Source organism: Pseudomonas sp. TCU-HL1, from assembly GCF_001708505.1.
Lineage (GTDB): Bacteria > Pseudomonadota > Gammaproteobacteria > Pseudomonadales > Pseudomonadaceae > Metapseudomonas.
This window is the reverse complement of the sequence record NZ_CP015992.1, coordinates 1,059,081-1,084,813: the sequence shown is the minus strand read 5'-3', so window position 1 is coordinate 1,084,813 and position 25,733 is coordinate 1,059,081. Positions and strand designations below refer to the sequence as shown.

Annotated in this window: 20 protein-coding genes; 7 read left to right on the top strand and 13 right to left on the bottom strand. The window is 63.0% G+C overall.

The annotated features are described in order from the left end of the window. Positions 1-10: 10 nt before the first annotated feature. Complete coding sequence (locus tag THL1_RS05000) at positions 11-352, top strand: PilZ domain-containing protein (RefSeq protein WP_069082231.1); 342 nt, start codon at positions 11-13, stop codon at positions 350-352. A gap of 240 nt (positions 353-592) precedes the next feature. Here THL1_RS05000 and clpB read toward each other — a convergent pair whose 3' ends face one another. Then, on the bottom strand, positions 593-3,157 hold the full coding sequence (gene clpB, locus THL1_RS04995; RefSeq protein ID WP_069082230.1) for an ATP-dependent chaperone ClpB: 2,565 nt from the start codon (positions 3,155-3,157) through the stop codon (positions 593-595). 479 nt (positions 3,158-3,636) lie between these two features. Between clpB and THL1_RS04990 the strand changes: the two genes are divergently transcribed. Beyond that, positions 3,637-4,641: an IS110 family transposase gene (locus THL1_RS04990; protein WP_237234771.1), complete on the top strand. Its 1,005-nt coding sequence runs from the start codon at positions 3,637-3,639 to the stop codon at positions 4,639-4,641. A 35-nt stretch (positions 4,642-4,676) separates the two neighbouring features. Here THL1_RS04990 and pgeF read toward each other — a convergent pair whose 3' ends face one another. Both pgeF and rluD read right to left on the bottom strand, forming a co-directional pair. Further along, on the bottom strand, positions 4,677-5,402 hold the full coding sequence (gene pgeF, locus THL1_RS04985; protein WP_069082228.1) for a peptidoglycan editing factor PgeF: 726 nt from the start codon (positions 5,400-5,402) through the stop codon (positions 4,677-4,679). Beyond that, positions 5,399-6,373: a 23S rRNA pseudouridine(1911/1915/1917) synthase RluD gene (rluD, locus tag THL1_RS04980; RefSeq protein WP_083245824.1), complete on the bottom strand. Its 975-nt coding sequence runs from the start codon at positions 6,371-6,373 to the stop codon at positions 5,399-5,401. The genes pgeF and rluD overlap by 4 nt, the downstream gene beginning before the upstream one ends. 147 nt (positions 6,374-6,520) lie before the next feature. Here rluD and THL1_RS04975 point away from each other — a divergent pair, with 147 nt between their 5' ends. Further along, positions 6,521-7,540, top strand: a complete 1,020-nt coding sequence (locus tag THL1_RS04975) for an outer membrane protein assembly factor BamD (RefSeq protein ID WP_069082227.1) — start codon at positions 6,521-6,523, stop codon at positions 7,538-7,540. Between the two features lie 269 nt (positions 7,541-7,809). Beyond that, positions 7,810-8,949 (top strand): IS481 family transposase, encoded by a 1,140-nt coding sequence (locus tag THL1_RS04970; protein ID WP_069082226.1) that lies wholly within the window; start codon positions 7,810-7,812, stop codon positions 8,947-8,949. A 299-nt stretch (positions 8,950-9,248) separates the two neighbouring features. Here the strand turns inward: THL1_RS04970 and THL1_RS04965 are convergent, their stop codons facing one another. Beyond that, the gene (locus tag THL1_RS04965) at positions 9,249-10,880 is read right to left on the bottom strand and encodes an NAD+ synthase (protein WP_069086411.1); all 1,632 of its coding nucleotides are present in this window, start codon (positions 10,878-10,880) and stop codon (positions 9,249-9,251) included. Positions 10,881-11,051: 171 nt separating this feature from the next. Between THL1_RS04965 and THL1_RS04960 the strand changes: the two genes are divergently transcribed. The 3 genes from THL1_RS04960 to THL1_RS04950 are packed head-to-tail and all read left to right on the top strand — an operon-like array spanning position 11,052 to position 14,219. After that, positions 11,052-11,288 (top strand): PP0621 family protein, encoded by a 237-nt coding sequence (locus THL1_RS04960; protein WP_069082225.1) that lies wholly within the window; start codon positions 11,052-11,054, stop codon positions 11,286-11,288. Next, a complete protein-coding gene (locus THL1_RS04955) occupies positions 11,278-12,879 on the top strand; it encodes a sensor histidine kinase (RefSeq protein WP_069082224.1) in 1,602 nt (533 codons plus the stop codon). Before THL1_RS04960 ends, THL1_RS04955 begins: the two co-directional genes overlap by 11 nt. A 2-nt stretch (positions 12,880-12,881) precedes the next feature. Continuing rightward, positions 12,882-14,219: a sigma-54-dependent transcriptional regulator gene (locus THL1_RS04950; RefSeq protein ID WP_069082223.1), complete on the top strand. Its 1,338-nt coding sequence runs from the start codon at positions 12,882-12,884 to the stop codon at positions 14,217-14,219. 65 nt (positions 14,220-14,284) lie between these two features. Here the strand turns inward: THL1_RS04950 and THL1_RS04945 are convergent, their stop codons facing one another. The 9 genes from THL1_RS04945 to THL1_RS04905 form a co-directional block, all read right to left on the bottom strand. Further along, positions 14,285-14,701: a type IV pilin protein gene (locus THL1_RS04945; protein ID WP_069082222.1), complete on the bottom strand. Its 417-nt coding sequence runs from the start codon at positions 14,699-14,701 to the stop codon at positions 14,285-14,287. Further along, positions 14,698-18,123: a pilus assembly protein gene (locus tag THL1_RS04940; protein WP_069082221.1), complete on the bottom strand. Its 3,426-nt coding sequence runs from the start codon at positions 18,121-18,123 to the stop codon at positions 14,698-14,700. Before THL1_RS04940 ends, THL1_RS04945 begins: the two co-directional genes overlap by 4 nt. Before the next feature lie 16 nt (positions 18,124-18,139). Further along, positions 18,140-18,652: a pilus assembly PilX family protein gene (locus THL1_RS04935; protein WP_083245822.1), complete on the bottom strand. Its 513-nt coding sequence runs from the start codon at positions 18,650-18,652 to the stop codon at positions 18,140-18,142. Between the two features lie 16 nt (positions 18,653-18,668). Then, positions 18,669-19,700: a PilW family protein gene (locus THL1_RS04930; RefSeq protein WP_069082219.1), complete on the bottom strand. Its 1,032-nt coding sequence runs from the start codon at positions 19,698-19,700 to the stop codon at positions 18,669-18,671. Between the two features lie 10 nt (positions 19,701-19,710). After that, positions 19,711-20,148: a type IV pilus modification protein PilV gene (pilV, locus tag THL1_RS04925; RefSeq protein WP_069082218.1), complete on the bottom strand. Its 438-nt coding sequence runs from the start codon at positions 20,146-20,148 to the stop codon at positions 19,711-19,713. Beyond that, positions 20,145-20,612 (bottom strand): GspH/FimT family pseudopilin, encoded by a 468-nt coding sequence (locus THL1_RS04920; RefSeq protein WP_069082217.1) that lies wholly within the window; start codon positions 20,610-20,612, stop codon positions 20,145-20,147. Before THL1_RS04920 ends, pilV begins: the two co-directional genes overlap by 4 nt. Before the next feature lie 274 nt (positions 20,613-20,886). After that, on the bottom strand, positions 20,887-21,978 hold the full coding sequence (gene thiO, locus THL1_RS04915) for a glycine oxidase ThiO (RefSeq protein ID WP_069082216.1): 1,092 nt from the start codon (positions 21,976-21,978) through the stop codon (positions 20,887-20,889). A 183-nt stretch (positions 21,979-22,161) separates the two neighbouring features. Continuing rightward, positions 22,162-22,698, bottom strand: a complete 537-nt coding sequence (locus tag THL1_RS04910; protein ID WP_069082215.1) for a GspH/FimT family pseudopilin — start codon at positions 22,696-22,698, stop codon at positions 22,162-22,164. After that, positions 22,695-25,721, bottom strand: coding sequence for a pilus assembly protein (locus THL1_RS04905; protein ID WP_069082214.1), 3,027 nt, complete (start codon positions 25,719-25,721; stop codon positions 22,695-22,697). Before THL1_RS04905 ends, THL1_RS04910 begins: the two co-directional genes overlap by 4 nt. Positions 25,722-25,733 lie beyond the last annotated feature (12 nt).

Sequence of the window (25,733 nt, the reverse complement as noted above, 5' to 3'; positions counted from 1 at the left end):
GGAGTTGAACATGGAAGAACGTCGCCAGCACGGCCGCCATGCCACAGAGCTCCAGCTGGAAGTATTCGATCTGCATTCAGGGCAACGCCTGGGCCGTATCGTCGACCTGTCGATGGATGGTTTCATGGTGTTGAGCGAACTGCCGCTCACTGCCGATTCGGTCTGGGAATGCCGGCTGGTGCCCCTGACTTGGGCCGAGGGACTGGAGGAAATCCGCCTTGGAGCCGACTGCCTGTGGACGCGCTCGGGTGAAGACCAGCGTAACTGCTGGGCAGGCTTTCATATCATCGACCTGGCCGAGGATCAGGCAGCCGCCCTGGAGGCCCTGCTGGAGCTCATCCGTGCGCCCTGAGTTGCCACCGGCACGAAAAAGCCCCGCATCGCGGTAATGCCGTCCATCCTTCGGGCTACCGAGCTGAAGGCCCTGTAGGAGCGAGCTCTGCTCGCGAAGGAGGCGGGTTCGCAAGCAGAGCTCGCGCCTACGAGGGATGCATGCCTCGGATAAACAACTTTCTGATGATGCAAAACCAAAAACGCCGCCGTCCTCCTGAAGGACAAGCGGCGTTTTTTCTTATGTGAACAGCGTTACCGCTCAGTTGAAGACGATGTCCTCACCTTGCACCCTGGCGCTGACCGTCGCGCCGGGAGCGAACTCGCCAGCGAGGATCTGCTGAGCCAGCGGGTTTTCGATCCAGCGCTGGATCGCCCGCTTCAGTGGACGTGCGCCATAGACCGGGTCGTAACCCACGGCGATCAGCTTGTCCAACGCTTCCGGGCTCAGTTCCAGGCTCAGTTCGCGCTCGGCCAGGCGCTTGCGCAGGCGTTGCAGCTGGATTTCGGCAATCCCACCGATCTGGTCGCGCCCCAGGGGCTCGAACACCACCACTTCGTCGATCCGGTTGATGAACTCGGGGCGGAAATGCGTACTCACTGCGTCCATCACTGCGGCACGCTGCGCCTCGCGGTCACCCACCAGTTCCTGAATCTGCGCAGAGCCCAGGTTGGAGGTCATCACCACCACCGTGTTGCGGAAGTCCACCGTGCGGCCGTGGCTGTCAGTCAGGCGGCCGTCCTCCAACACCTGGAGCAGCACGTTGAACACGTCCGGGTGAGCCTTTTCCACTTCGTCCATCAGCACGACGGAGTAAGGCTTGCGGCGCACCGCTTCGGTCAGGTAGCCGCCCTCCTCGTAACCGACGTAGCCCGGCGGGGCACCAATCAGGCGGGCCACGGAGTGTTTTTCCATGAACTCGGACATGTCGATGCGCACCAGGGCCTCCTCGGTATCGAAGAGGAACTCGGCCAGTGCCTTGCACAGCTCGGTCTTGCCCACGCCAGTGGGGCCGAGAAAGAGGAAGGAGCCGCTCGGCCGGTTCGGGTCGGCCAGGCCGGCGCGGGACCGGCGCACGGCGTTGGCAACGGCGACCACCGCTTCATGCTGGCCGATGACCCGCTTGTGCAAGCCCTCTTCCATATGCAGCAGCTTCTCGCGCTCGCCTTCCATCATTTTCGTCACCGGAATGCCGGTCCACTTGGAGACGACCTCGGCGATTTCTTCGTCGGTCACCTTGTTGCGCAGCAGCTGGTTCTCGGTCTTGCCGTGCTGATCGACCATCTGCAGGCTGCGTTCCAGATCCGGTATCACGCCGTACTGCAGCTCTGCCATGCGTTGCAGGTCGCCCTTGCGACGTGCGGCGTCCATATCCTGGCGAGCCTGCTCGATTTTCTGCTGGATCTGCGCCGAGCCTTGCACTTCTGCCTTCTCGGACTTCCAGATTTCTTCAAGGTCGGCGTACTCGCGCTCGAGCTTCAGAATGTCTTCCTCAAGCTTGGCCAGGCGTTTCTTCGCCGCTTCGTCCTCTTCCTTCTTCAGCGCCTCACGCTCGACCTTCAGCTGGATCAGGCGACGATCCAGGCGATCCAGCGCCTCTGGCTTGGAGTCGATTTCCATGCGGATAAGGCTGGCGGCTTCGTCGATCAGGTCGATGGCCTTGTCCGGCAACTGGCGGTCGGTGATGTAGCGGTGCGACAGCTTGGCGGCCGCGATGATGGCACCGTCGGTGATGCTCACCTGATGGTGCACCTCATAACGCTCCTTGAGGCCACGCAGGATGGCGATGGTGTCTTCCTCGCTCGGCTCGTCCACCAGCACCTTCTGGAAGCGGCGCTCCAGCGCGGCATCCTTCTCGATGTACTGGCGGTACTCATCCAGCGTGGTCGCGCCGACGCAGTGCAACTCGCCGCGAGCCAGGGCCGGCTTGAGCATGTTGCCGGCATCCATGACACCTTCGGCCTTGCCGGCACCCACCATGGTGTGCAGCTCGTCAATGAAGAGGATGACGCGCCCTTCCTGCTTGGACAGCTCGTTGAGCACGCCCTTCAGGCGCTCTTCGAACTCGCCGCGGAACTTCGCGCCGGCGATCAGCGCCCCCATATCCAGGGACAGCAGGCGTTTGTCCTTGAGGCCATCCGGCACTTCGCCGTTGACGATGCGCTGGGCCAGGCCTTCAGCGATGGCGGTCTTGCCGACACCGGGCTCGCCGATCAGCACCGGGTTGTTCTTGGTGCGCCGCTGCAGGACCTGAATGGTGCGGCGGATCTCATCGTCGCGGCCGATCACCGGGTCCAGCTTGCCGTCTTCGGCGCGCTTGGTCAGGTCGACCGTGAACTTGTCCAGCGCCTGGCGGGACTCCTCGACGTTGGGATCATTCACCGCCTGGCCGCCACGCAGGTTGGCGATGGCATTCTCCAGCGCCTTGCGGGTCACGCCCTGGCCAAGCAGGAGCTTGCCGAGCCGGGTGTTCTCATCCATCGCGGCGAGCAGAACGAGCTCACTGGAAATGAATTGGTCGCCCTTCTGCTGGGACAGGCGATCCGCCTGGTTGAGCAGGCGCGCCAGGTCCTGGGACAGGTTCACGTCGCCCGTGGGATTCTGGACCTTCGGCAGATGATCGAGTTCACGGGTCATGCCCTGGCGCAGGGCTGCCAGGTCGAAGCCCACCTGCATCAACAGGGGCTTGATGGAGCCGCCTTGCTGGTCAAGCAGGGCCAGCACCAGGTGAACAGGCTCAATGGCCGGGTGGTCGTGGCCAACCGCCAGGGACTGGGCATCGGACAATGCCAGTTGCAGCTTGCTGGTCAAACGGTCGATTCGCATAGGTTCGTCCTTCCTTCAGATAGCGGGCTGGCGCGATGGTGGCGCCAGACACGAAAAGCCCGCCGGGATGAAGCTTAGATAGGGGCGATTCTGGGCGATTCAACCTTTATGAGATTGATCGGTGTCATGAGGCATTCCGGCTGGCTGACGGAAGGAGTGAATTTATTCGCGAATGAATTCGCTCTCACAGACGAGGGGCCCAGTAGCCAAGGGTGGATAGCGCTTTTCTATCCACCATCGACGCCAAACCAGGCCGCGAATGGTGGACCGATGAAGCGAGGTCCACCCTTGTATCTCGACTTGAGCCTCCTCAGAGGCGATAGTCCCCGACTGATCATCGGGGGAGGAACCGCAAGCCGTGTCCACCCTAAAGCCTCGAGCTTGTAACGTAGATTGCGCTGCGCTCCTCCGCACTCATCCAGTAAGTCCGAACGGTATCCAGAGCTTTGAGCTCGCATCAACAAGGTAGGACGGATGCAGTGACGATCAGCCCTTCACAGGAGGACATGATGGGAGTTGTTATCGGCATTGATATTGCCAAGCACACATTCGATATCGCCACCTTGCAAGCCAACGGCAAGTACCGCACCAAGGCCAAGCTGGGCAATGACCAGGGCGGCTTCGAAGTTTTGCAGCAGTGGTTGAGTAAGTACGCAGAGCCGCAGGCCTGGGTCGTGATGGAAGCGACAGGTATTTACCACGAGGCCCTTGCCCAATGGCTGTACGAACGGGGTTACAAGGTCTGCGTGCTAAACCCTAGCCAGACGGCGCGTTACGCCAGTAGCCAGTTGCAGCGCGTGAAGACCGACAAGGTCGATGCCAAGATGATTGCAGAGTACGGCCGCAGGCATCAGGACAAGCTGCGTGCCTGGGAGCCTGAAAAGCCGAAGATTCGCCGCCTCAGAGCACTTACGCACCGCCTGAAAGATCTTCAGGAGCTGGAGCAGATGGAGCAAAACCGCCTGGATGTGACGCATGATGACAAAGCTATTGAATTGATTCAGTCGATGCTCAAGCACATCCGCCAACAGATCCAGGACACGCTGGCGGCGATCGAAAAACACTTCGACGACAACGATGATCTCAAGGGGCAGCGGAACCTGCTCAAGAGCATCGATGGCATTGCAGACCGAACCGCGGGACTCTTGCTGGCCGAGCTTGGCGATATCCAGCGCTTTGAGGACAGTCGAGCGGTCACCGCCTTTGCAGGACTGAACCCGAAGTTGCAAGACTCAGGCACGCTCAAGGGCCATGTTCGTATCTCGCGGATGGGCTCTGCCAGGTTGCGCGCAGGACTCTATCTGCCAGCCGTCGTATCCCTGACCTACAACCCAGCTATCCGCGCGCTGGCCGAGCGCATGCGCAGCGCCGGTAAGGCCGGCAAACAGATCGTCTGCGCAGCCATGCGCAAGCTGCTATGCATCGCTTATGGCGTACTTAAATCAGGCAAGCCGTTTGATCCCAAACGGGCTATTGCGAAGTAAAAAACAAGACGGTATCTACAGAGAAGGCAAGAGCCTCAGTCGGCCAACCAGATCAGGCTGGCAAAGCGACCGGTGCGCGAGGCGCGGCGATAGGAGTAGAAGCGAGGATCGCTGACGGTGCAGAAGCCACCGCCATGGACGGCATGCACACCGCGAGCCGCCAGTCGGATGCGCGCCAGTTGATAGATATTGGCCATGAACTTCCCTTCGTTGGCGCTGGCCTTGAAGGCCTGCTCCGCCTCGGGATGGCGGGCAACGAACGCTTCACGCACTTCTGGCCCGACTTCAAAGGCCGATGGGCCGATGGCCGGACCCAACCAGACCAGAACGTCTTCGGGCGGCTGGGCCATCGCCTCCAGCGTGGCTTCCAGTACGCCATTGGCCAGCCCGCGCCAGCCGGCATGGGCCGCAGCGACGCGAGTGCCAGCGCGATCACAGAACAGCGCCGGCAGGCAATCGGCGGTGAGCACCGCGCTGGCCACTCCCGGCGTGGCGGACCAGCTGGCGTCAGCCTCATCCACTCGACCGGGCTCGGCCTCGACCACCCGCACGCCGTGTACCTGGCTCAACCAGGCGGGACGGCAACCCAGGGCGGCGATGAGGCGTTCACGATTGCGCTCGACGGCCTGCGGGTCATCCCCGACATGGTCGCCGAGATTCAAGCTTTCATAGGGTGGCAGACTGAATCCGTCGGCTCGCGTGGTGACGCAGGTTTTCACCCGCGCCGGGGCAGGCCAATCGGGCGTCAGCCAGCCGCTCATTGCTCGAAGGACTCGCGATCCTGGCGCAACAGGCTCAGCAGCCAGACGAAATCGTCAGGCAGCGGGGATTCCCACTTCATGCGTTCGCCGCTCACCGGATGGTCCAGTTCGAGGAAGCGCGCATGCAACGCCTGGCGCGGGAACTCCTTGAGCGTCTGAACCAGGGTCGGGCTGGCCGCCGGCGGAATGCGGAAGCGCCCGCCGTAGACCGGATCGCCTACCAGCGGAAAGTTCACATAAGCCATGTGCACGCGGATCTGGTGGGTACGGCCGGTCTCCAGCTTTACCCGCGTGTGGGTGTGCGAGCGGAAGCGTTCCAGAACCCGGTAGTGGCTGACCGCGGGCTTGCCGCCGGCAACCACGGCCATGCGCTGGCGCTGCTGGCCATGGCGGCCGATGGGGGCGTCTACCTTACCACCGGAGGTGATCACGCCGACCACGACCGCCTCGTAGATGCGGCTCACGCTGCGCGCCTGCAATTGAGCCACCAGGCTGGTATGGGCCTCGAGCGTCTTGGCCACCACCATCAGGCCGGTGGTGTCCTTGTCCAGACGATGGACGATGCCGGCGCGCGGCACATTGGCCAGCCCCGGCACGTGGTGCAGCAAGGCATTGAGCAGGGTGCCGTCGGCATGCCCGGCAGCCGGATGCACCACCAGGCCGGCCGGTTTGTTCAGCACCAGCAGGTGATCGTCTTCATAGACGATATCCAGCTCGATATCCTGGGCCACCCACTCGCCCTGAGACTCCTGCTCGGCATTCAGCTGCAGCTGTGCGCCGCCATACACGATGTCGCGCGGACGCAGCACGCTGCCGTCGACGGTGAGTTGGCCGTCCTTGATCCAGCCGGCGAGGCGGGAACGGGAGTGCTCGGAGAATAGTTGCGCAGCGACCTGGTCAAGACGTTGCCCGCCCAGTTCGGACGGCACTTCGGCGCTGAGTTGGATGACCTGCTTGATAATGGAAGACATGCTCGAAAACGGAGGGGGCGCAGCCTTTGGTTTCAGCTACGCGCTTGTGGTTAAATACCGCGTCTTTGTCCCGGGGCTTCCGGGGCGCCCATCATAACAGGACGGCTCCAGCCAAGACAGCCAGCCGTCACAGGGACGCAAGCCGCCATGCAAGTGAAACACCTGCTGCTGATCGCCACTCTCGCCCTCACCGCCGCCTGTTCCTCCAACAAAGAAGTGGTGGACGAGAACCTGAGCGAAGCCGAGCTGTATCAGCAGGCCCAGGCCGACCTGGACAACAGCAGCTACACCCCCGCCATTGCCAAGCTGAAGGCCCTGGAATCCCGCTATCCCTTCGGCCGTTACGCCGAGCAGGCCCAGCTGGAACTGATCTACGCCTACTACAAGAACGTAGAACCCGAAGCCGCCAAGTCCGCTGCAGAGCGTTTCATCCGCCTGCACCCGCAGCATCCGAACGTCGATTACGCCTACTACCTGAAGGGCCTGGCTTCGTTCGAACAGGACCGTGGCCTGCTGGCGCGCTTCCTGCCGCTGGACATGACCAAGCGTGACCCGGGTGCCGCCCGTGACTCCTACAACGAGTTCGCCCAGCTCACCAGCCGCTACCCGAACAGCCGCTACGCCCCGGATGCCAAACAGCGCATGATTTACCTGCGCAACCTGCTGGCCGCCTACGAAATCCACGCTGCCCACTACTACCTGACCCGCCAGGCCTATGTCGCCGCCGCCAACCGCGGCCGCTACGTGGTGGAAAACTTCCAGGAAACCCCCGCCGTGGGCGATGGCCTGGCCGTCATGGTGGAGTCCTATCAGCGCCTGGGCCTGAACGACCTCGCCGCTTCCAGCCTGGAAACCCTGAAGCTCAATTACCCGGACCACCCTACGCTGGTAGACGGACAGTTCGTGCCGCGCGAAGAAGAAGCCGACAACCGTTCCTGGCTGGCCAAGGCCACCCTGGGCCTGATCGAGAGCGAAGCGCCGCTGCCGCCGGGCGAAACCCGCGCCGCCCAGGACGTGATCAAGCAGTACGAGAACGCCAAGGAAGAGATTCCGGACGAACTGCTGCCGAAAAACCGCGACGAAGTGCAGGAAGAAGAGCCTCAATCCGAAGCCAAGAGCAGCGACCGTTCCTGGTTCAGCTACATGACCTTCGGCCTGTTCGACTGATACAGCGCCACATACAAGAAAGGAGGCCATGGCCTCCTTTTTTGTTTCTCCCCGCCCTACTCCCCCGGCTCGGTAGCCCGAGTAAAGAACCACGTTCGTAGAACGTGGACTTGCTTTGGCCCCTATAAGGGGACACGACCTACCTACGCGACTCGGACCCCGCCGTAGGGTGCACCATGTGTTCAGCCGGGGGACATAGGTAACGGGTGTCGGGAGACATGGGTAACGCATTTAGGCTTACGGAATCCTTCGACTCTGGAGTTCGAGCGATGCCGTGGCAGGAGTGCACCACCATGTCGATTCGACGCGAGTTTGTGCGGTTGGCCGAACAACCGCAGAGCAACGTGCGGGAGCTGTGTCGGCGCTACGGCATCAGCCCGAAAACCGCCTACAAATGGTTACAGCGCCACCGCGAGCACGGCGATGCGGGGTTGCAGGAGCGCTCACGCCGGCCGTTGCACAGCCCTGGGCGCAGCGACCCGGACTTGGAACAGGCGGTGGTGCAGTTGCACCACCGTTTCCCGTATTGGGGCGCCCGCAAGCTGCGCGGCCTGCTGCCGGCCGCGTTCGAGCGTCCCCACCACAGCACCCTCGACGCCATCCTCCGCCGCCATGGTTGCCGGGTGCGCTACCACGCCGAGGAGGCCGAAGCTCCGGCCACGCAGCGCTTCGAGCACTGCCAGCCGAACGAGCTCTGGCAGATGGACTTCAAGGGCCACTTCCCGCTCGCCGACGGCCGCTCGTCGCGCTGCCACCCGTTGACGCTGTTGGATGATCACTCACGCTTTGCCCTCTGCCTGGAGGCCTGCGAGGGCGAGCGCCTCGAACTGGTTCGACCGCACCTGATCCAGGTCTTTCGCCGCTATGGCCTACCGCGCCGGATCACCGCCGACAACGGTCCGCCCTGGGGCTCGAACATCGCGGGCGGCCTGTCCGCCCTGGAGGTCTGGCTGATGCGGCTCGGCATCGAGGTCAGCCACAGCCGCCCTCATCATCCGCAGACCCAGGGCAAGCTGGAACGCTTCCACCAGACACTCAAGCGCGAGTTACTGCAGCGCTCGTTTCGCGACTTGGCGCACTGCCAGCAGGCGATGGCGCACTGGCGGGAGCAGTACAACCACGACCGCCCGCATGAGGCGCTGGGCCAACTGCCACCGATCACGCGCTACCAGCCAAGCCGGCGCAGCTACCCGGAGCAATTGCCTGAACTGGACTACGAACCGGGCGACCGGGTGCTCAAGGTCGGCCGCGTCGGCCAGGTCAGTTTCCAGGGACGCAGCCTGTTCGTCGGCGGGGGGCTGTACGGGGAACGCGTCGCTCTCCGCCCCACCGCCGTCGATGGCGTCTACGATGTGGTGTTCATCCACAAGATCCTGCGCCAAGTCGACTTGAGACCGGGCAAAACATGATCATCAACCCGTTACCCATGTCTCCCGACAAGCGTTACCCATCTATCCCGGCTGAACACCATGCACACCGATCGCGGGTTCACCCCCGGCACCTCGCTCAACCCTTGGTGCGCACAGCGCACCCTACCTGCTCGGCTCCATCTTACGATCCAGACAACTTGAGTCGTCACAGCCTCGTAGCCCGGATGGAGCCCAGGGAAATCCAGCCGCCGCTCCCGGACTTCCTCCAGCTACGAGGCGCCAACCTGGGGGCTGCACACCCCCCTCCAATGCTTAAAGGCCACCTGTTTCTCCCCGCCCTATTCCCCCAGTCTCCAGCCGGAGGTGATGGGGTATCGCCTGTCCCGACCGAAGCCCCGCTGAGTCACCCGCACGCCGACTGCTGCCTGCCGTCGCTTGTACTCGTTACGGTCGACCATGCTCAGCACGCGGTTCACCGCATCCTCGTCGAAACCCTCGGCAATGATCGCGTTGGCCGACAGGTCATGCTCGATATAGAGCTTCAGTATCTCGTCCAGCATCGCGTAGGGCGGTAGCGAGTCCTCATCCTGCTGCCCCGGCGCCAACTCAGCCGACGGCGGACGCTCGATCACCCTGGGCGGAATCACCGGCCCGAGGCTATTGCGGTATTCGGCCAGGCGAAACACCAGGGTCTTGGGCACATCCTTGAGCACGTCGAAACCACCGGCCATGTCGCCGTAAAGCGTCGCGTAGCCCACCGCCAGTTCGCTCTTGTTGCCAGTGGTCAGCACCAGGCTGCCTTTCTTGTTGGAGATCGCCATCAGCAGGGTTCCACGACACCGTGCCTGCAGGTTCTCCTCGCTGGCGTCACGGGCATGTCCATCGAATATCGGCGCCAGGACCTGTTGAAAGCTGTCCACCATCGGCGCAATGGGCAGCACCCGATACGCGACGCCCAGCAGGCGTGCTTCGATCTCGGCATCTTCCAGGCTGATCTGCGCGGTGTAGTGATATGGCATCATCACGGCGTCGACGCGTTCCGGGCCAAGGGCGTCAACGGCGACCGCCAGCGTCAGCGCCGAATCGATGCCCCCCGACAGCCCCAGCACCACACCCTTGAAGCCGTTCTTCTGCACATAGTCGCGCACACCCACCACCAGCGCCTGGTAAACGCTCGCTTCCAGTTCCGGCAGCTCGGCGCAATGAGTCCGGCGCGGCACCCAGCGCCCTCCCTGCAATTGAAGATCAACCGGATATAGCCCCTCCGCGAAGGCCGGCGCCCGCTGGCAGATCAGGCCAACGGCATCCATGACGCAACTGCCGCCGTCGAACACCAGTTCGTCCTGGCCGCCGACCTGGTTGACATAGATCACCGGCATCTCGCCTTCGGCAACCCGCTCAGCCAGGGCTTCCTCGCGCTCCAGTTGCTTGTCCAGGTGGAACGGCGAGGCGTTCAGGCTGAGCATCAGTTGCGCGCCGGCGTCACGGGCCTGGGCCATCGGTTCGGGAAACCAGATGTCCTCGCAGATCGACAGCGCCACCGGCACACCCTTGATATCCACGACACAGGGCTGGTGGCCAGGCTCGAAGTAACGCTTCTCGTCGAACACTCGGTAGTTGGGAAGATGCTGCTTGTAGTAGGTCGCCAGCAGTTGGCCATCGGCGATCACGGCGCAGGCGTTGTAGCGCCGTTCATCCTCCAGCCAGGGATACCCGACCACCAGATAGATGCCACGGACCTCATCCCGGAGCCGCTGCAGGCCCTGCTCGATACGCCGCTGCATGCTGGACCGCAGTAGCAGGTCTTCCGGTGGATAGCCGCACAAGGAGAGTTCGGGAAATACAATGGCGTCTGCCTCCCAGGCCTCGCGCGCCGTGGTCGCATCCTCGATGATCCGCTCGACATTACCCTGCACGTCACCGACGCGAAGGTTGAGCTGGGCCATCACGATTCGCAGGCTTTGGCGCATGGCCGCCTCCCGAGTGTTGTCCAGGGCTTTGAAGCCACTAAACGCCACCATACTCCGCCGCGACCACAGCGAATACCCGGCAAGAAGCGCCAGCGTGCGGCCGGTCTCTGTGCGCGGACAACCGGCTTGGCTAAACTGCCAGCTTTCCATCAAGTAGAGAGCACCTTCGGCATGTTTCGCCTGCTGTTCTGGATTGCCGTGATCTTCGCCGCCATCTGGCTGTGGCGACGCTTCAAGACCCCTTCGACGCCCCGCCCCAAGCCGCGCCAGCAGGACGACACCCAGCCCATGGTGCGCTGCGCCCAGTGCGGTGTGCATGTGCCCCGGGCCCATGCATTGTCCCAGGACGACCGCTGGTACTGCAGCAAGGCCCACCTGGAACAGGACCGAAGCTCCGGTGAGCGCTGACAGCCTGTCCCTACCCAGTGCACTCAGCGCCCAGGGACGCCGCATCTTCCGCCTGTACAGCCTGTACCGGCTGCTGATCGGCGTTGCACTGGTGGTACTGATCTCCAGCGAGCTGGATGACGAATTACTCGATCTGGCACGACCGGAACTGTTCCGCAACGCCAGCTGGTTCTACCTGATCCTCAATACCCTGATCGCCGCGCTGGTCCCCCGCCCCCGAAGCATGGTGCAGGTATTCAGCCTGGCAGTGGTCGATGTGCTGCTGCTGTCCTGCCTGTTCTTCGCGGGAGGAGGCACGCCCAGCGGCATCGCCAACCTCATGGTGGTGTCGGTGGCCATCTCCAACATCCTGTTGCGGGGCCGCATCGGATTGCTGGTGGCGGCTGTGGCGACCATCGGGCTGATCTACCTGACCTTCTACCTCAGCCTCAGCCATCCGCAGGCTGCCAGCCAGTTCGTCCAGGCCGGCGGCTTTGGTGCGCTGTGTTTTGCCGCCGCGCTGTTCATCCAGGGCCTGAGCCGCCGCCTGCAACTCAGCGAAACCCTCTCCGAGCAACGCGCCGCCGATGTCGCCAACCTGGAGGCGCTCAACGCGCAGATTCTCGAACGCATGCGCACCGGCATCCTGGTGCTCGACCCGCGGAACCAGATCCTGCTCGCCAACAATGGCGCCCAGACACTGCTGGGCAAGGACAACCTGATGGGCCGGCCACTGGACACCCAGTGCCGCGAACTGCTGGCAAGCCTTCAGCAGTGGCTGGCCAACCCGACCTTACGCCCCCAGAGCATCCAGGCATTTGCCGACGGCCCGACCTTGCAGCCGAGCTTCGTCCACCTGCAGCGGGGCAACGAAAAGAACACCCTGGTGTTCCTCGAAGACATCTCCCAGATCGCCCAGCAGGCCCAGCAACTCAAGCTTGCCTCCCTGGGCCGCCTGACGGCGGGCATCGCCCACGAAATCCGCAACCCCTTGGGCGCCATCAGCCACGCCGCCCAGCTCTTGCAGGAATCGGAAGAACTCCAGGGCCCCGATAGACGCCTGGCGCAGATCATCCAGGATCACTCGCGGCGCATGAACCTGGTCATCGAAAACGTCCTGCAACTGTCCCGCCGCCGCCAGTCGGAACCGCAACTGCTGGACCTCAAGTACTGGCTGACCCGCTTCGCCAGCGAGTTCCGCAGCACCTCCGGCGCCAACCAGACCCTGCACCTGACCACCCTTGGCAGCACCCTGCAAACCCGCATGGACCCGCACCAACTGACCCAGGTGCTGACCAACCTGGTGCAGAACGGCCTGCGCTACAGCGCCAAGCAGCACAGTCAGGGCCAGGTCTGGCTCAAGCTGTTCCGCGACCCGGAAAGCGACCTGCCAGTGCTGGAGGTCGAGGACGATGGCGAAGGCGTAGCGCCCGAGCAGGTGCACAACATCTTCGAGCCCTTCTTCACCACGGAGAGCAAGGGCACTGGCCTGGGCCTGTACATTTCCCGCGAACTCTGCGAAAGCAATCAGGCGCGACTCGACTACAAACCGCGCGAGCCAGTTGGCAGCTGCTTCCGCATCACCTTCGCACACCCGCGCAAACTGAGCTGACCATGACCCGACAGAGAGCCCTGATCGTCGACGACGAGCCCGATATCCGCGAACTGCTGGAAATCACCCTCGGACGGATGAAGCTCGACACCCGCAGCGCCCGCAACATAAAGGAGGCCCGCGAGTGGCTGGCACGGGAACCCTTCGACCTGTGCCTGACCGACATGCGCCTGCCCGATGGGACCGGGCTGGAACTGGTGCAGTACATCCAGCAGCGCCACCCCATGGTCCCGGTGGCGATGATCACCGCCTATGGCAGCCTCGATACCGCGGTGAACGCCCTCAAGGCCGGCGCCTTCGATTTCGTCACCAAGCCGGTCGATCTCGGCCGTCTGCGGGAACTGGTCAACACTGCCCTGCGCCTGAGCACCCCGGAAGACGGCGAAGTCCCAGTGGACGGCCGCCTGCTGGGCACTTCGCCGCCCATGACCGCCCTGCGCAAGCAGATCCAGAAGCTCGCCCGCAGCCAGGCGCCGGTGTACATCAGCGGCGAGTCCGGCAGCGGCAAGGAGCTGGTGGCGCGACTGATCCATGATCAGGGCCCGCGTGCCGAGCGTCCCTTCGTGCCGGTCAACTGTGGCGCCATCCCGTCGGAGCTCATGGAAAGCGAATTCTTCGGCCACAAGAAAGGCAGCTTCACCGGCGCCGTGGAAGACAAACAGGGTCTGTTCCAGGCCGCCAATGGCGGCACCCTCTTCCTCGACGAAGTGGCCGACCTGCCGCTGGCGATGCAGGTGAAACTGTTGCGCGCCATCCAGGAGAAGGCCGTGCGCGCGGTGGGCGGCCAGCTGGAAGGGGGCGTGGACGTGCGCATCCTTAGCGCTACCCACAAGGACCTCGCTGCCGAAGTCGCGGCAGGCCGCTTCCGCCAGGACCTCTATTACCGCCTCAATGTCATCGAACTCAGCGTGCCGCCGCTGCGCGAGCGCCGCGAAGACATCCCGCTGCTGACGGAAACCATGCTCAAGCGTCTGACCCAGCAGAGCGGGCTGCCAGCGGCAAGCCTCTCCCCCGAAGCGCTGGACAAGCTCAAGTGCTACCGCTTCCCCGGCAACGTCCGGGAGCTGGAGAACATGCTCGAGCGCGCCTACACCCTGTGCGAGGACGACCAGATCCAGGCACGCGACCTGCGCCTGGCCGATGCCAGCGGCGCGGCAGAAGGCGGCGAGGCCAACCTGGCGCAGATCGACAACCTGGAAGACTATCTGGAAGACATCGAACGCAAGCTAATCATGCAGGCCCTCGAAGAAACCCGCTGGAACCGCACCGCCGCGGCACAGCGCCTGGGCCTGACCTTCCGCTCGATGCGCTATCGCCTGAAGAAGCTGGGCATCGACTGACGCCCAGCGCCGCCGCTCCAGGCGAACGTACCGTCAAGTAGCCCGTCCGGGAAGGCGGCGCCCCACTACCAGCACTGGGCCGCCGTGCGCGTGGCATTGGCCAGCGTACGCTCGCCGGTGTGGCTGAGCTGGAAGTCGCCGCACGGATCATTGGCCATGCTGCCGGCGCGGGTAGCCCGCAGCTGGTAGGTGGTAGCGGCCGGGGCACCTTGGGCGGCGATGGTGTAGTTGGCCGCCCCCGAAGCTGGCGCCTGGGCAGCAAAGGTATCGGCAAGGTTGCCTTCGGCGCCCAGGTAGGAGCCGTGGGTGGAGTAATAGCGCTCCAGCGCCTGCGCACCCTCCATCAAGGCGGCCTTCACCTCGGCCCGCTTGCCCCGCCGCACATACTCGGTGTAGTTGGGATACGCGATCGCGGCAAGGATGCCGATTACCACTAGCACGATCATCAGCTCAATCAGGGTGAACGCCTTGCTGCTTTTCATCGAATCTGGTTCCAGGACTGACGGCCTTCGAGAACATTGATGGTATTGGCGGCCGGAATGCAGTCATCCACGCCCGTGCCTCGGCACAACCAGTACTTCTGCGGGTCGATCAGGTCGAACGAACCTGTCGGTATGCTTCCGGAAGATCCGATACCGGACGGTGGAAGCTTCTGGTCACCGACGGTGACCATGTCCGCGTCGGTGAACTTGCCATCCTTGTTGAGGTCCAGCAGGACATAGTTGAGCCGCCCGCCAGTCGCCAGGTCGAGCACCATTGTCCAGCCGGAGCCACCAGCCAGGCAGGGGTCGGAAGACGGAATGGCGGTTTCGATGACCAGTCGATTGAGCAGGATGCGCGGAGCGAAAATGACCCGCTCGCCCTGGGCACCTTTGACCGGAGAGGTCAGATCGAGATACCAGCCACGCTTGTTGCTCCAGTCCATGGCGGTGGCCGGTGCGTCGAGTACCCGCACATCCCGATCGAAGGCCTCGCCCTCGAACAGGATCGAGCGCTGGTCAAGGTTCGAACGGCCACTGAAAGCGGTGGAGGAGCCGTTGCTCGCCAGCTTGTCCCAGATGCCGTAGAGGCTCTGTTTGGACGCGTCGACCACGTCACTCGCGGTATAGAGCCGGCCGGTGCCGAAGTAGACGACGACGCCCTGCGACACGCCATCCGGGTGGTAGGCGATTTCCGGCTTGACGGTGATCGGTTGGCGCGTGCCCGCGGTATCTGTAGCAACGTACAGCGGCTGCGGTTTGTTGCCTGAGCTCAGGCTGACCTCGAAATCGCCAACACCGGAACCATTGCCCTTGAGGTTGAACTTCCACAGGTTTCCGCTCAGATCGCCGGCATACACATCCTTCACGTAGATGTTGCCCGAGCTGTCGGTGGCATACACGAAGGACGGGCTGGACAGGCCGCCCGTGGCCTGGCCCGCACGAATCTTGTTCACAGCACCGGTAGCCAGATCGACGACGAACAACACCGAGTCATCATTGGTGCTGCCGTGTCCATTACCGAAGATCGCCGCCCAACTGCCGTCCTTCATGCGCCCAACCAATGGCTCGCCGAAGTTGTAGCCCAGATCGGCATCATCCTTGATTTCCCACAGCACCTTGCTGGCACTGAAGCCCGTGCCGGAGGTGTCCGTGACGTCCAGGGCGAAGACGCTTTTCCCACCGGCCCCGAGGCTACCCAGGAGCACGGTACGCCATGCACCATTGAGACGGGCATCGCGGATGTGCAGCTTCCCATCAACGAAGTAGCGGTGCTTGTAGTCGCTATTGGCCAGGAGCTTGACGTTACCCAAGACGCCGTTGGGCATGTAGGCGAACAATTCATTGCCATTGTTGGCGTTGAAGGCGTGCAGGAAGCCATCGTTGGCGCCGACGAACAGCACCGGTGGCTTGCTCGACTTGGCGGCGACGAACTCGGCGTAGGTCTGCTCGCCGCTCGCTACGGGTACCCGCCCATGGAAGCCCCAGTCCTGCTTGTTAGCCAACACCAGGGTGGAGTTGACGATATCGCCGAGCAGGGTGGCGCGCTTGCGGAACCTCCTGCCGGCCGGCGCCTCGTTCGTGCGGCTGCCCATCAGGTAGTTGAACAGCGCCTCATCGTCGTTGAAATGCACCTTGAGCGCTGCGCTAAGGCTGCTCCAGTTCAATGCCTGGCCATGGTTGGTGCCCGCCGCGCCATCGTGGGTGAACAGGCTACGCGAGCTGAGCCCCAACTTCTGCCCCGCCTCCCAGACCTCCTCGAAAACGATGCCGGCGCTGGTCTGCATGGGCTTTTTCGCCAGCAACTTTCCGGACCAGTCCGAACTGGTATAGAAGGCCTCGTAGACCAGGGTGTTGCTGTCCAGACGGCGGGCATTGGGCACGGCCGAGGTGTTCGACCCGGTACGATCGCTGATCGACGCCAGGGTCTCACCCAGGGCGCTGGCGAACTGCTGCGGGTCCTGGGCGCTGAAGAAACCACCCCGACCATTCACCGCCGCGTGCAACAGGTCATCCAGCTTCGCCGGCTCGCTGCCGGTCGGGCTTGGCCAGGTCACCGAAGCGCCATTCTTGACGGCGGCGAACGCGGCCTGCGGGTCGACGGTCCCGCTCATGCCCAGACCGACCCCGAAGGTCACCATGTGCTGCCAGAACGCCGGGTCGGCCGGATCGGTCGGCACACGGTTGGCCAGGGTGTTATGCAGGTCACGACTCCAGTAGTACATGGCGACGTCCGCCAGGGTGTTCTCCGAGCTGTCGCTGAAAGGCGCCTTGGGCACATAACGATAGCTCTGCCCATCTGGTCCGCTGATGGTCGGGCCGTTGCTGTTATCCACGTTGACGCGCGCGCCCTCCCTGGAGGCCGCGTCACCGTTCCAGTATCCGTCCGTGGTCAGGATGGTGTAGCTCTGGCGGCAGGCATATTCCTTGCCGCCGGTCTGGCCCGGCGTCGAACTCCAGGGCCCCGACTCGTCCTTGCGCGAGTAATATTCGCCTGCATCACCCAGCGCCTTGCGCAGGGGCGTACCCCCTGAGGCGTTGGCCGCAAACAGCCAGTCATAGAACTCGGAGCGCCCGGTCCCCTCGAATCGACGTACGCCGCGCGCCAGGGTATCGGTCAGGTTGATCGCGCCATAACCAACCCGGATGTCCCCGGGAAGCGCGGAAAACGCCTGGCTGACCCCGGCCTTGGCCGACATGATGCGAGTCCGATAGTAGGAGAACCAGTTGGCGAAGTTCTGCTGCTCGGCGGCGCCCACGCTACGCTCGGCATAGCAGGCATCCTGGCGAGGATTGCTGGCACAGCTACCCCCTCCGACAAATTCGTAATAGAAAGCGGCACCAGCGCCACTCTCCGCCCCCACGGCAAAACCGTTGTAGTACTCGACGTTGCTGCAACGCCTGTTCAAGCACTCATAGCTATTGGGCGAAAAGTAGTCATCCATGATCGCCATGTAGTCATTGCCGAGGTTGACCGTCTGCCCCCCCGTATAACCATCCACGAATGCGGCCACGAAGGTTGCGTTGGCATAGCGTTGGCCGTCGCTCTTGACTGGCGGCAGGTACTGTACGGCCGGGTTGTAGTAGGACTTGTTCAGGTGGCTGGAAGCCAGGTAGCGATGACTTGCCTTCGAGCAGAAATGCAGGTTCTTGCCGGCATAGCTGCCCCGCCCCGTGCACTCCCGCCGCTCGTACCATCCGCCCGTGCGCTCCAGATACGCGGGCTTGAGCTCATCCGGGAGGAAGCCCCAGCGCATCGAGCCCGAATCATCCAGGATGAACATGAGGTTGGGCTCGACCTGGCCACCCAGGTTCAACGGAACCTGCCCAGGCACGAATGCTGCCAGGGCACTGTGGCTGACCACAAAAGTCAGCAGGCCGGCCACCAGTGCCCGTACCGCAAACGCATATTTCGAGCGGATCATCCGTGTCTTCCTTCGATCAGTTCTGGCTGCGGATGGCAATGGCCACGGTGGAGCGCAGGTGCACTTCGGCATCCCCGCCGGCGTAACCGGTGGCCTCGACGTTGAACAGATAGGTCCGGCTCAGGCAATCGAACGCCCGGTTCTCGGCAATCGAACCGTCGGTTTCGCAGACGAAGCTGGTCGCGCCGCCCGACGCTCCATAAAAGTTGCGAACCTGACAGACCGGCTGCCGCGGTTTGTTGTGAAGTTCGGCGGGAGGGGTCCATTGCGTAGCCGTCACCGTCGGGCAATCGGTCCTCGCCAGGAACAGTTGGGTAGGATCGACGCTGGCTTCCACCTGCTGTCGCACATAGGCCTCGCCCACCCGCAAGGCGCTCTCGGCCGCCTGGAACGCCACGTTGTAGTCCCGCGCGCCGCCGGCCATACGCTCCTGCAGGGTGCTGCCGGACATCGCCGTAACCCCCAACACGGTGAGTGCCAGGAGTGCGATCAGGCAAACCAGCAGCACTGCTCCTTTTTGCTTTTGCATGCTTATCCTTGCCTCATCAGTCAACCCGATTGCGTAGGGCCACTACTGTGCTGAATACCTGGCGCAGGCGCCCATCCGCCACCACTGCCGCCCCCCCGAACTGGACAGCCTGGTCCAGAGCTCCCGCCACTCGCTCATTGCTGGCCAGCAACAGATCGATCTTCACCGTGCGGACATCACCCCATCGGTTCGCTGCTTCCACCTCGGCCGGGCTTAGGTAGGTCTGCACACCGATACTGTTGTTCGCCGCCACGCCGAAACTGGTGCGCAGCGACTCCACGCCTTCCACGACCTCGTTAGTCTGCGCTGGAACCTGCGCCGCATCGCGGACAAACAATGCACGGATGGGCTGTCCGTTTGCCGTGACGCGGCCGGTATCCGCCACGTAAAAGGTCCTGTAGGCGAAGCCCACCACCCGCGCTGGGCTGTTGAATTGGATATCCGAGAATTTGAAGCCACCGCATTTGGCGTTCTTGTCATTGGTGCTCGCAGCATGGGTCAGTGTCACCTGGCCAGAACCCGACGAATTCGGTTTGTTGGTGATGCGGATGACCACCGCCTTCTCCATGTCCTGCACCATCACGGCATGATCCTGCTGCATGCTTGGGCAATAGGCCGTGACCTTGAGATTCGCATTGAGCGACGGCTTGAGCAGCTCGCCGGGAGTGAGGAAGGACTCGCAACCGTCATTGGCGAAGATCGCCAACTGGTCGGTGCCTACCGCCCCAAGCTCCCCGGTTGCCGTGATGCGCCGTCCCCAGATGGGACGATTCATGGCGCTCCATTCCCCCGTGTCGCCTTTGGCGGCCACCACGCAGATGTCGTCCTCATCAAGCCGGGCTCCCACCCCAACGCCCGCTGGGCGCAGTTCGGCGGCGAGGTATTGCAGGGCGAAGCGTCCGTTTTCCTGCAGGTTTCCCGCTGCCCCCCGGAGAAGGAAGGTGTTCTTGTTGCTGATGAAGACCTGGAGGACCGCCAGGCTGATGACCAGACCAATCGCCATGGCCACCATCAGCTCCACCAGGCTCAAGCCGCGTTGCTTGCGCATGTGCACCCCGTCAAATCTGCGTGACGAAGGAGAATTGCTGGGCGGCGCTTCCGCCCACCCGCTCCTCGTTCCATTGCACGATGACCGTGAAGCGACCTCCGTTCTGCACCACGCCGCCATTCCCTTCCGGCAGTTGCCTGGCAAGGTTGGCGCGCCATTCCGCCAGGTCCCGCTGGAAAGGCAGGCAGGTTTCCCGCGCAGGATCACAGGCTAAGGCGGCGCCGACCGCCAGGTTGTAGAACCCCGCCTGCGCATCTCCTCGCGCGGCGCGCATGCGATCAGCCATCTCGTAGGCCAGGAAGGTCGCATGGGAGCGTACGGACGCGAGCTGGTTCGCCTTCAGCGCGGTGAGCTGCATGGCTGCCAGACCCAGCACACCAATAGAGAAAAGGAGCACTGCAACCAGAACTTCGATGAGTGAGGCTCCTCGCTGGTACGACGCACTCATTTGCAGCTTCCCCTCTGCAGAGAAATCGAACCGGACAGTTCAATGGAAACACTGCGATTGAAGGCGGCGCAGCGCAGCGATGTATCCTTCGCCGTCAGGGTGAGCGCCATCCTGGCCGCGCTCACCAGGCGGCCCTGCGAGTCGAAGAGGATGTTTTGCAGACCTGCCGGGGTGACCGCCAATGAGTTCAGGGGAGGGAAACGGCGTAGTTCCAGGCTGTCCCGCTCACGCAACAACTGCCAGCTGCCATCGACTGCCAGCGGCCCCTTCAACCTGATGGTCTGCGCTCCCTGGACTGCTTCGCGGCGCGCATAGTTGAGCATGCCGGAGAACGCATCAAGCTCTGCCGCTGCCTGGTTCTCGCGAAGCATCTGGGAAAGATTTGGTGCTGCCAACCCGATCAATACTGCGAGCACGACAAGCGTGACCATCAGTTCGATCAGCGTGAATCCTCGCTGCGACATTCCCTGCCCTCAAAGGATGGTGCGAACCTGAGCGGGCAGACGCCCGCGCGACGAAGCTTCCTGCTCCGACCTTGCCAACCTTCCATGACGAGCGGCCGAGAATTAAGGACCAGCGGCAATGTATGCGCGAATATTAGCTGATTGGTACGCCCGTTTTAAATCGCGTTTTATGAACTGCGAGCTTGCCCACAAGATTGGCCAGGACCGTGCTGAAGAACGCGCCGTCGGCGCCTGCGGCGGCGATCACGCACAGGCCCGACTTCCGAGGCGTCCGTCAGCCCAGACGCCCCTCCGGCGCATAGGGCTGCGGGTCGATGATCGGCTCGCGGCCAAGCATCAGGTCCATCAGTAGGCGACAGGATGCTGGCGCCAGCACCAGCCCGTTGCGGTAATGGCCGCAGTTCAGCCACAGACCGTTCGCGCCCGGCACAGGACCGATGAAGGGAATGCCTTCGGGCGAGCTGGGACGCAGTCCCGCCCAATGCCCTACCAACTCGGAATTGGCCAGTTCCGGCAACAGCTCGAAAGCGGATGCCTTGAGGCTCTCCAGGGCCTCGCTGGTGGGCGTCTTGTCGAAACCGACGTGTTCCAGGGTGCTACCCACCAGGATGTGGCCGTCACGGCGCGGGATCGCATAGCGCCCTTTCGCCAACACCATGGCCGGCAAGAAGTCTTCGGTACACTTGAAGAGGATCATCTGCCCCTTCACCGGCTCCACCGGCAAGGACAGACCAAGGTTGGCCAGCAACTCACCGCTCCAGGCGCCAGCCGCCAGCACCACACGATCCGCCAGGACCTCGCCCTCGGTCGTGCTCACCCCGAGAATGCGCCCTCCGTCGCGGATGAAGCCCCGCACCTCGCACGACTCATGCAGGGTCACGTTCGGCATGCGCAACAGTGCCTCACGCAATGCGCGCGTCAGCCGCGGATTTCGCACATTGGCCACGCCGGCCATGTGGATGGCGTGCTGGAAGCCCGGCCCTAGCGGCGGCACGGCAGCGTGCACCCGGTCTATAGCCATCGGCGCCAGCGGCCGCCCTTCGCGAGCGGCCCAAGCCAGGGCCTCGGCTTCGTCGTCCAGGTCCAGCCAGTACAGGCCCGTCTCGTGGACTTCGGGGTCTATACCGGTTTCAGCGAGCAAGCGCTGGCCGAACTGCGGGTAGAAGTCCTGGGACCAATGCGCCAGAGCCGTTACAGCCGAGGAATAGCGCCAAGGATAGAGCGGCGAAACGATCCCGCCGCCAGCCCAGGACGACTCACGACCGCAGGGGCCTTTGTCCAACAGGCAGACGTCCAGCCCTTCCTTCGCCAACAGGTATGCAGACAGCAACCCGATAGCTCCCCCACCGACCAGCAAAACGCGCATGGAACCTCCAGAACAACAGAATGACCTGGCGCGACGCAGGCACTGGCAACCAAGAACCTGCCTCGCACAAACGGCACACGGACAATATGGGCGCAGTACCCAGGGTACCGGCCTCCCCCGGTACCGGGAGAGGCATTCTATGGAGGTGTGCACCTGATCACTAGAGCGGCGGCGCAGCGGCACTCAGGGGCATTCGCCCGCTGTGGTCTTGGATACCGAGGGCCGACCGGTGAGGCTGAGCGAGACCAGACGCTCCTGGTCACCCTCATCTGGCGAGGCGCGACAGACCTTCAATACGGCACTCGCCGAGGCGGTTCCAGTCGGTTGAAAGGCAATGCTGTGCACGCTGGAGGAAATCAGGAAGCCGCTTGGCGAAGCCGGGTGGCGCTGTATTACCGTGCCAGTGGAACCACGCACAATCCAGCCCTGGTGCCAGCCACCCGAGGAGGCGCAGGTCGAACCGTTTGCCGATGCGCAAAGGGTTACCGGCTGATTGCGCTTGATCGCCTCACTTCGTGCCAGCGTGGCGCCCGCGACCAGGTCATTGGCCTGGCTCCGCAGCTTGCTGCTCAGAGTCACGTCAGTAAAGGAAGGGATGGCGATCCCCAGCAGGACCGCCAGCACCGCCAGGGTGACCATCAGCTCGATCAGGGTGAAGCCGGCAGAGCCGCGCGTCCCAGCGAGGCAGCCGTCATCCAGTCCCAAAGCCAAACGACTCATTCTCTGTCGATGCTCCAATAAACCCGGCCTTTAGGTCGTGTCACAGCGGAGAACTCGGGGTCCGGTTCGAAGCACTCGAGAGTGCAGACGAACGGCAGCTCCGTACCATCATCCAGCCTCACCTTGCCCGCCACCGGAGAGGGCGAAAGTCCGCCGCCGTCAAGAACGACAAACCTGTCCCCATCGAGGCCCGAGGCATCCTTGTAGGCGATGTTGTACGCCCGATTGGTGCCCAGACCGGAACAGGCATTCGGATCCGGTGGGGTGGGTTGATGGGTATTGAAGACGATCCGGCCGAACACCGTGATAGCCGAAGTCACTACCTGCTCGGATGCCGCCAGGCCAAGGTACCAACCCTTGGGCTTGGCATTCAGCTGCTCCTGGGTCGGTGTGGAATCGCCGGATATCGCCAGCAGGGAATTGAGGCAGATGAAGTTTTCCCCATCAGCCGAACAGGTGCCGTCCGTGCTCAGCCAGCCCGATTCGGTCGGCCGATCCTTGAAGTTGAAGAAGTAATTGGCAACCCGCGCTGTTGCAGGGAAGCTGCTCAACGGTTTCTCCCGGTCGCCGGAGCCAATCTGGAGCAGATAGCCATCAGTTGCAACCACCACTTCCGGGGCAAACAGGAACTTCCGGTTGCTGGAGCAACTTCCCCCATCCGCACAGCCGAACGAGGCAATCCGGGCGATGGTCCAATCGTTCGGCTCGCCGCTGCCGATGGTTACGCGGTAGACATTGCCTCCAACATCGGCGGCATAGGCATATTTCGCCAAACCCGAGCTGTCGGGCACTACAGTGATGTCTCCGACCACACCACGCTTGGTATCCAGCACCTTCAGCACCTGTCCGGTATTGGCATCCAGTACGTAGATCTTCTTACCCTTGCTGGAGGATGTACAGGAGTGATTGACCGTGCCGTCATCGGTATCCTCGCAACTGTCATAGCCCCCCCCCATGATAAGCATCGGCGAGTTGCCGGCCCCATAACCCGCAGCCTTCAACACCACTGCCGAGGACCAGGTCTGCCCAATGCCACTCATCTGGCTGGAGCAGCCATCATCATTTGCAAGATTCGGGCAGCCAACCTTCCATTTCAGCGAGGGGCTGGCCGGGGTGGTGACGTCGAATGCATAGAGGGCCCGCCCACCACGTCGCATGCCGGCATAGATATAGGTCTTCTGCGTAGTGTCGATGGTGCCGCGGAAGGCCGTGATGGGACCGTCGATACCATAGCTCTTCGGCTGGCCGCCCGTGCTGCCCTGGAAGGCGATGGTCGGGGATTCGGTGCGCAACCGACTCAACTTGCCGTAGAACTCCGGCGGGACGAAGGACCACAGCTCGCCACCTGCCGCAACGGAGCCAATGCTATCGGTGCGATTGCCGTTGATCGCCCGGAATACACCATCGTTGCCGCCATAGAAGACTACGACCTGCGGTGAACCGGTGGTGCCGTAGTCAATTGCCACCGGACGCGAATGCACCACGTCACCATGGGCGGACTGGCGCTTTTCCTCGGTGGTGACCAGATCCTGATCCTCGTCATTCACGTCCAGGCCGCGCGCCCAGTTGATCAGATTGGTCCGCTCGGCATCGGCGACGCCAAGCAGGGACGAGGTGATGTTTGTGTTGGTGGTGGCAAAGTCGGTTAGCTGGGTGCAGGAGGCGAAAGACGGATTGCAGGTGTAGACCGTCCGGCTGGTGCCGCTGCGCAGCAGGTAACCCTGTCCGCCCTTCTCGACCACGTTGCCGTCCGGCGTATTCGAGATGTCGGAATTGGCCACCGTCAGGCAAGCGCCCTGCGGCTTGTTTTGCCAGTAGGTGTCGAGGCTCGTGGGCGTCCAGAAGCTACGGGCGCACTCAGTGATGAAGTTGGTCGAAGTGTTGATCGCCGAGTTGCCGGCAGCATCCTGCAGCCGCAGGGCACCATTGCTGAGGCCCAGCTTGTATTGCTTGAGATTGCCGGCCCAGCGCGGCCCCAGGTGTTCATCGGGGCGGAACATCCCGATGAACACCTGGTTCAGGTAGGTCCCCTGGGTGTTCACGCTCACCGGCAAACTGACCGAGGCGAACGCACTGTTCACCGACTGGATCTCGGAAAGCGCCGTCCTCAGGGCGTCGGCGATCTCGCTCCCAGTGCTGGTCACATCGAAGTACTTGCCACCACTGACGCCCGCCATACTTTTGAGCAGCGCCGTCCAGCCCGGCCCCTGGCCGGTGGTCACCTTGTTGACGTCGATTGTGTAAGTGACGATGCCAAGGTCACTGCTCTTCATGAAGCGCGCCCACTCATCCGCCACATTGTCCTGCGAACCACTGGGCGAGATGGGGATAGTAGTCGTCCGGCCGCCGGCCGCCGCCAGGGCTGACTTGCCGGCAGTAGTATCAGCGTTGTTGTCCTGGGCGGCCCCGTTGCTGATGTAAATGATGAAGTTCTTGGCACATCCGGAGGCTATCGGCGTGTTATATGCCGTCGCACCCTTCGCAGCCAGGGCATTGCCGGCAAGGGCATAGACTGCGTTCGACGCAGTAGTACCCGTGGCGTTACCGGAATAGTCCGTCTTCTTCTTGCCGTTGCCTGCGTGAGGCGCCCCAGCGGAGAAGTACTGGTAGGCCTCCCACATGGCAAGGCCGACCTTGCCACCATTCGACTTGTCGTCGGTAATGTGCAGGCTTTGCACAAGTTGCTGGTACTTGGTCTTGTTGCTGCTGTCCAGCAAGCGGATGGCGGCGCGCACGTAGGCGCCATCCGTGTTGGAGTTGCCCTGCCCGGTTTCGGTGAACATCATCAGACCCAGGCGGAACTTGTTGGCGTCCAGCCCACTCAGCACGGTGCTCAGCGCAGCCATTTCATTGGTGAAGGCGTTGTTCCAGTTCGCGGTATTGTCCAGCACGACAAGCACATTCGGCACGTCGTTGGCGCTAGGTGTAGTACCCACGAACAGATCGATGTCCTCCGCCTGGACGGGCAAATAGAACGACAGGGCCGACGCCGCCAAAATTCCTTTCAAGAACCCCGTTCTCATACCGCTCTCCTG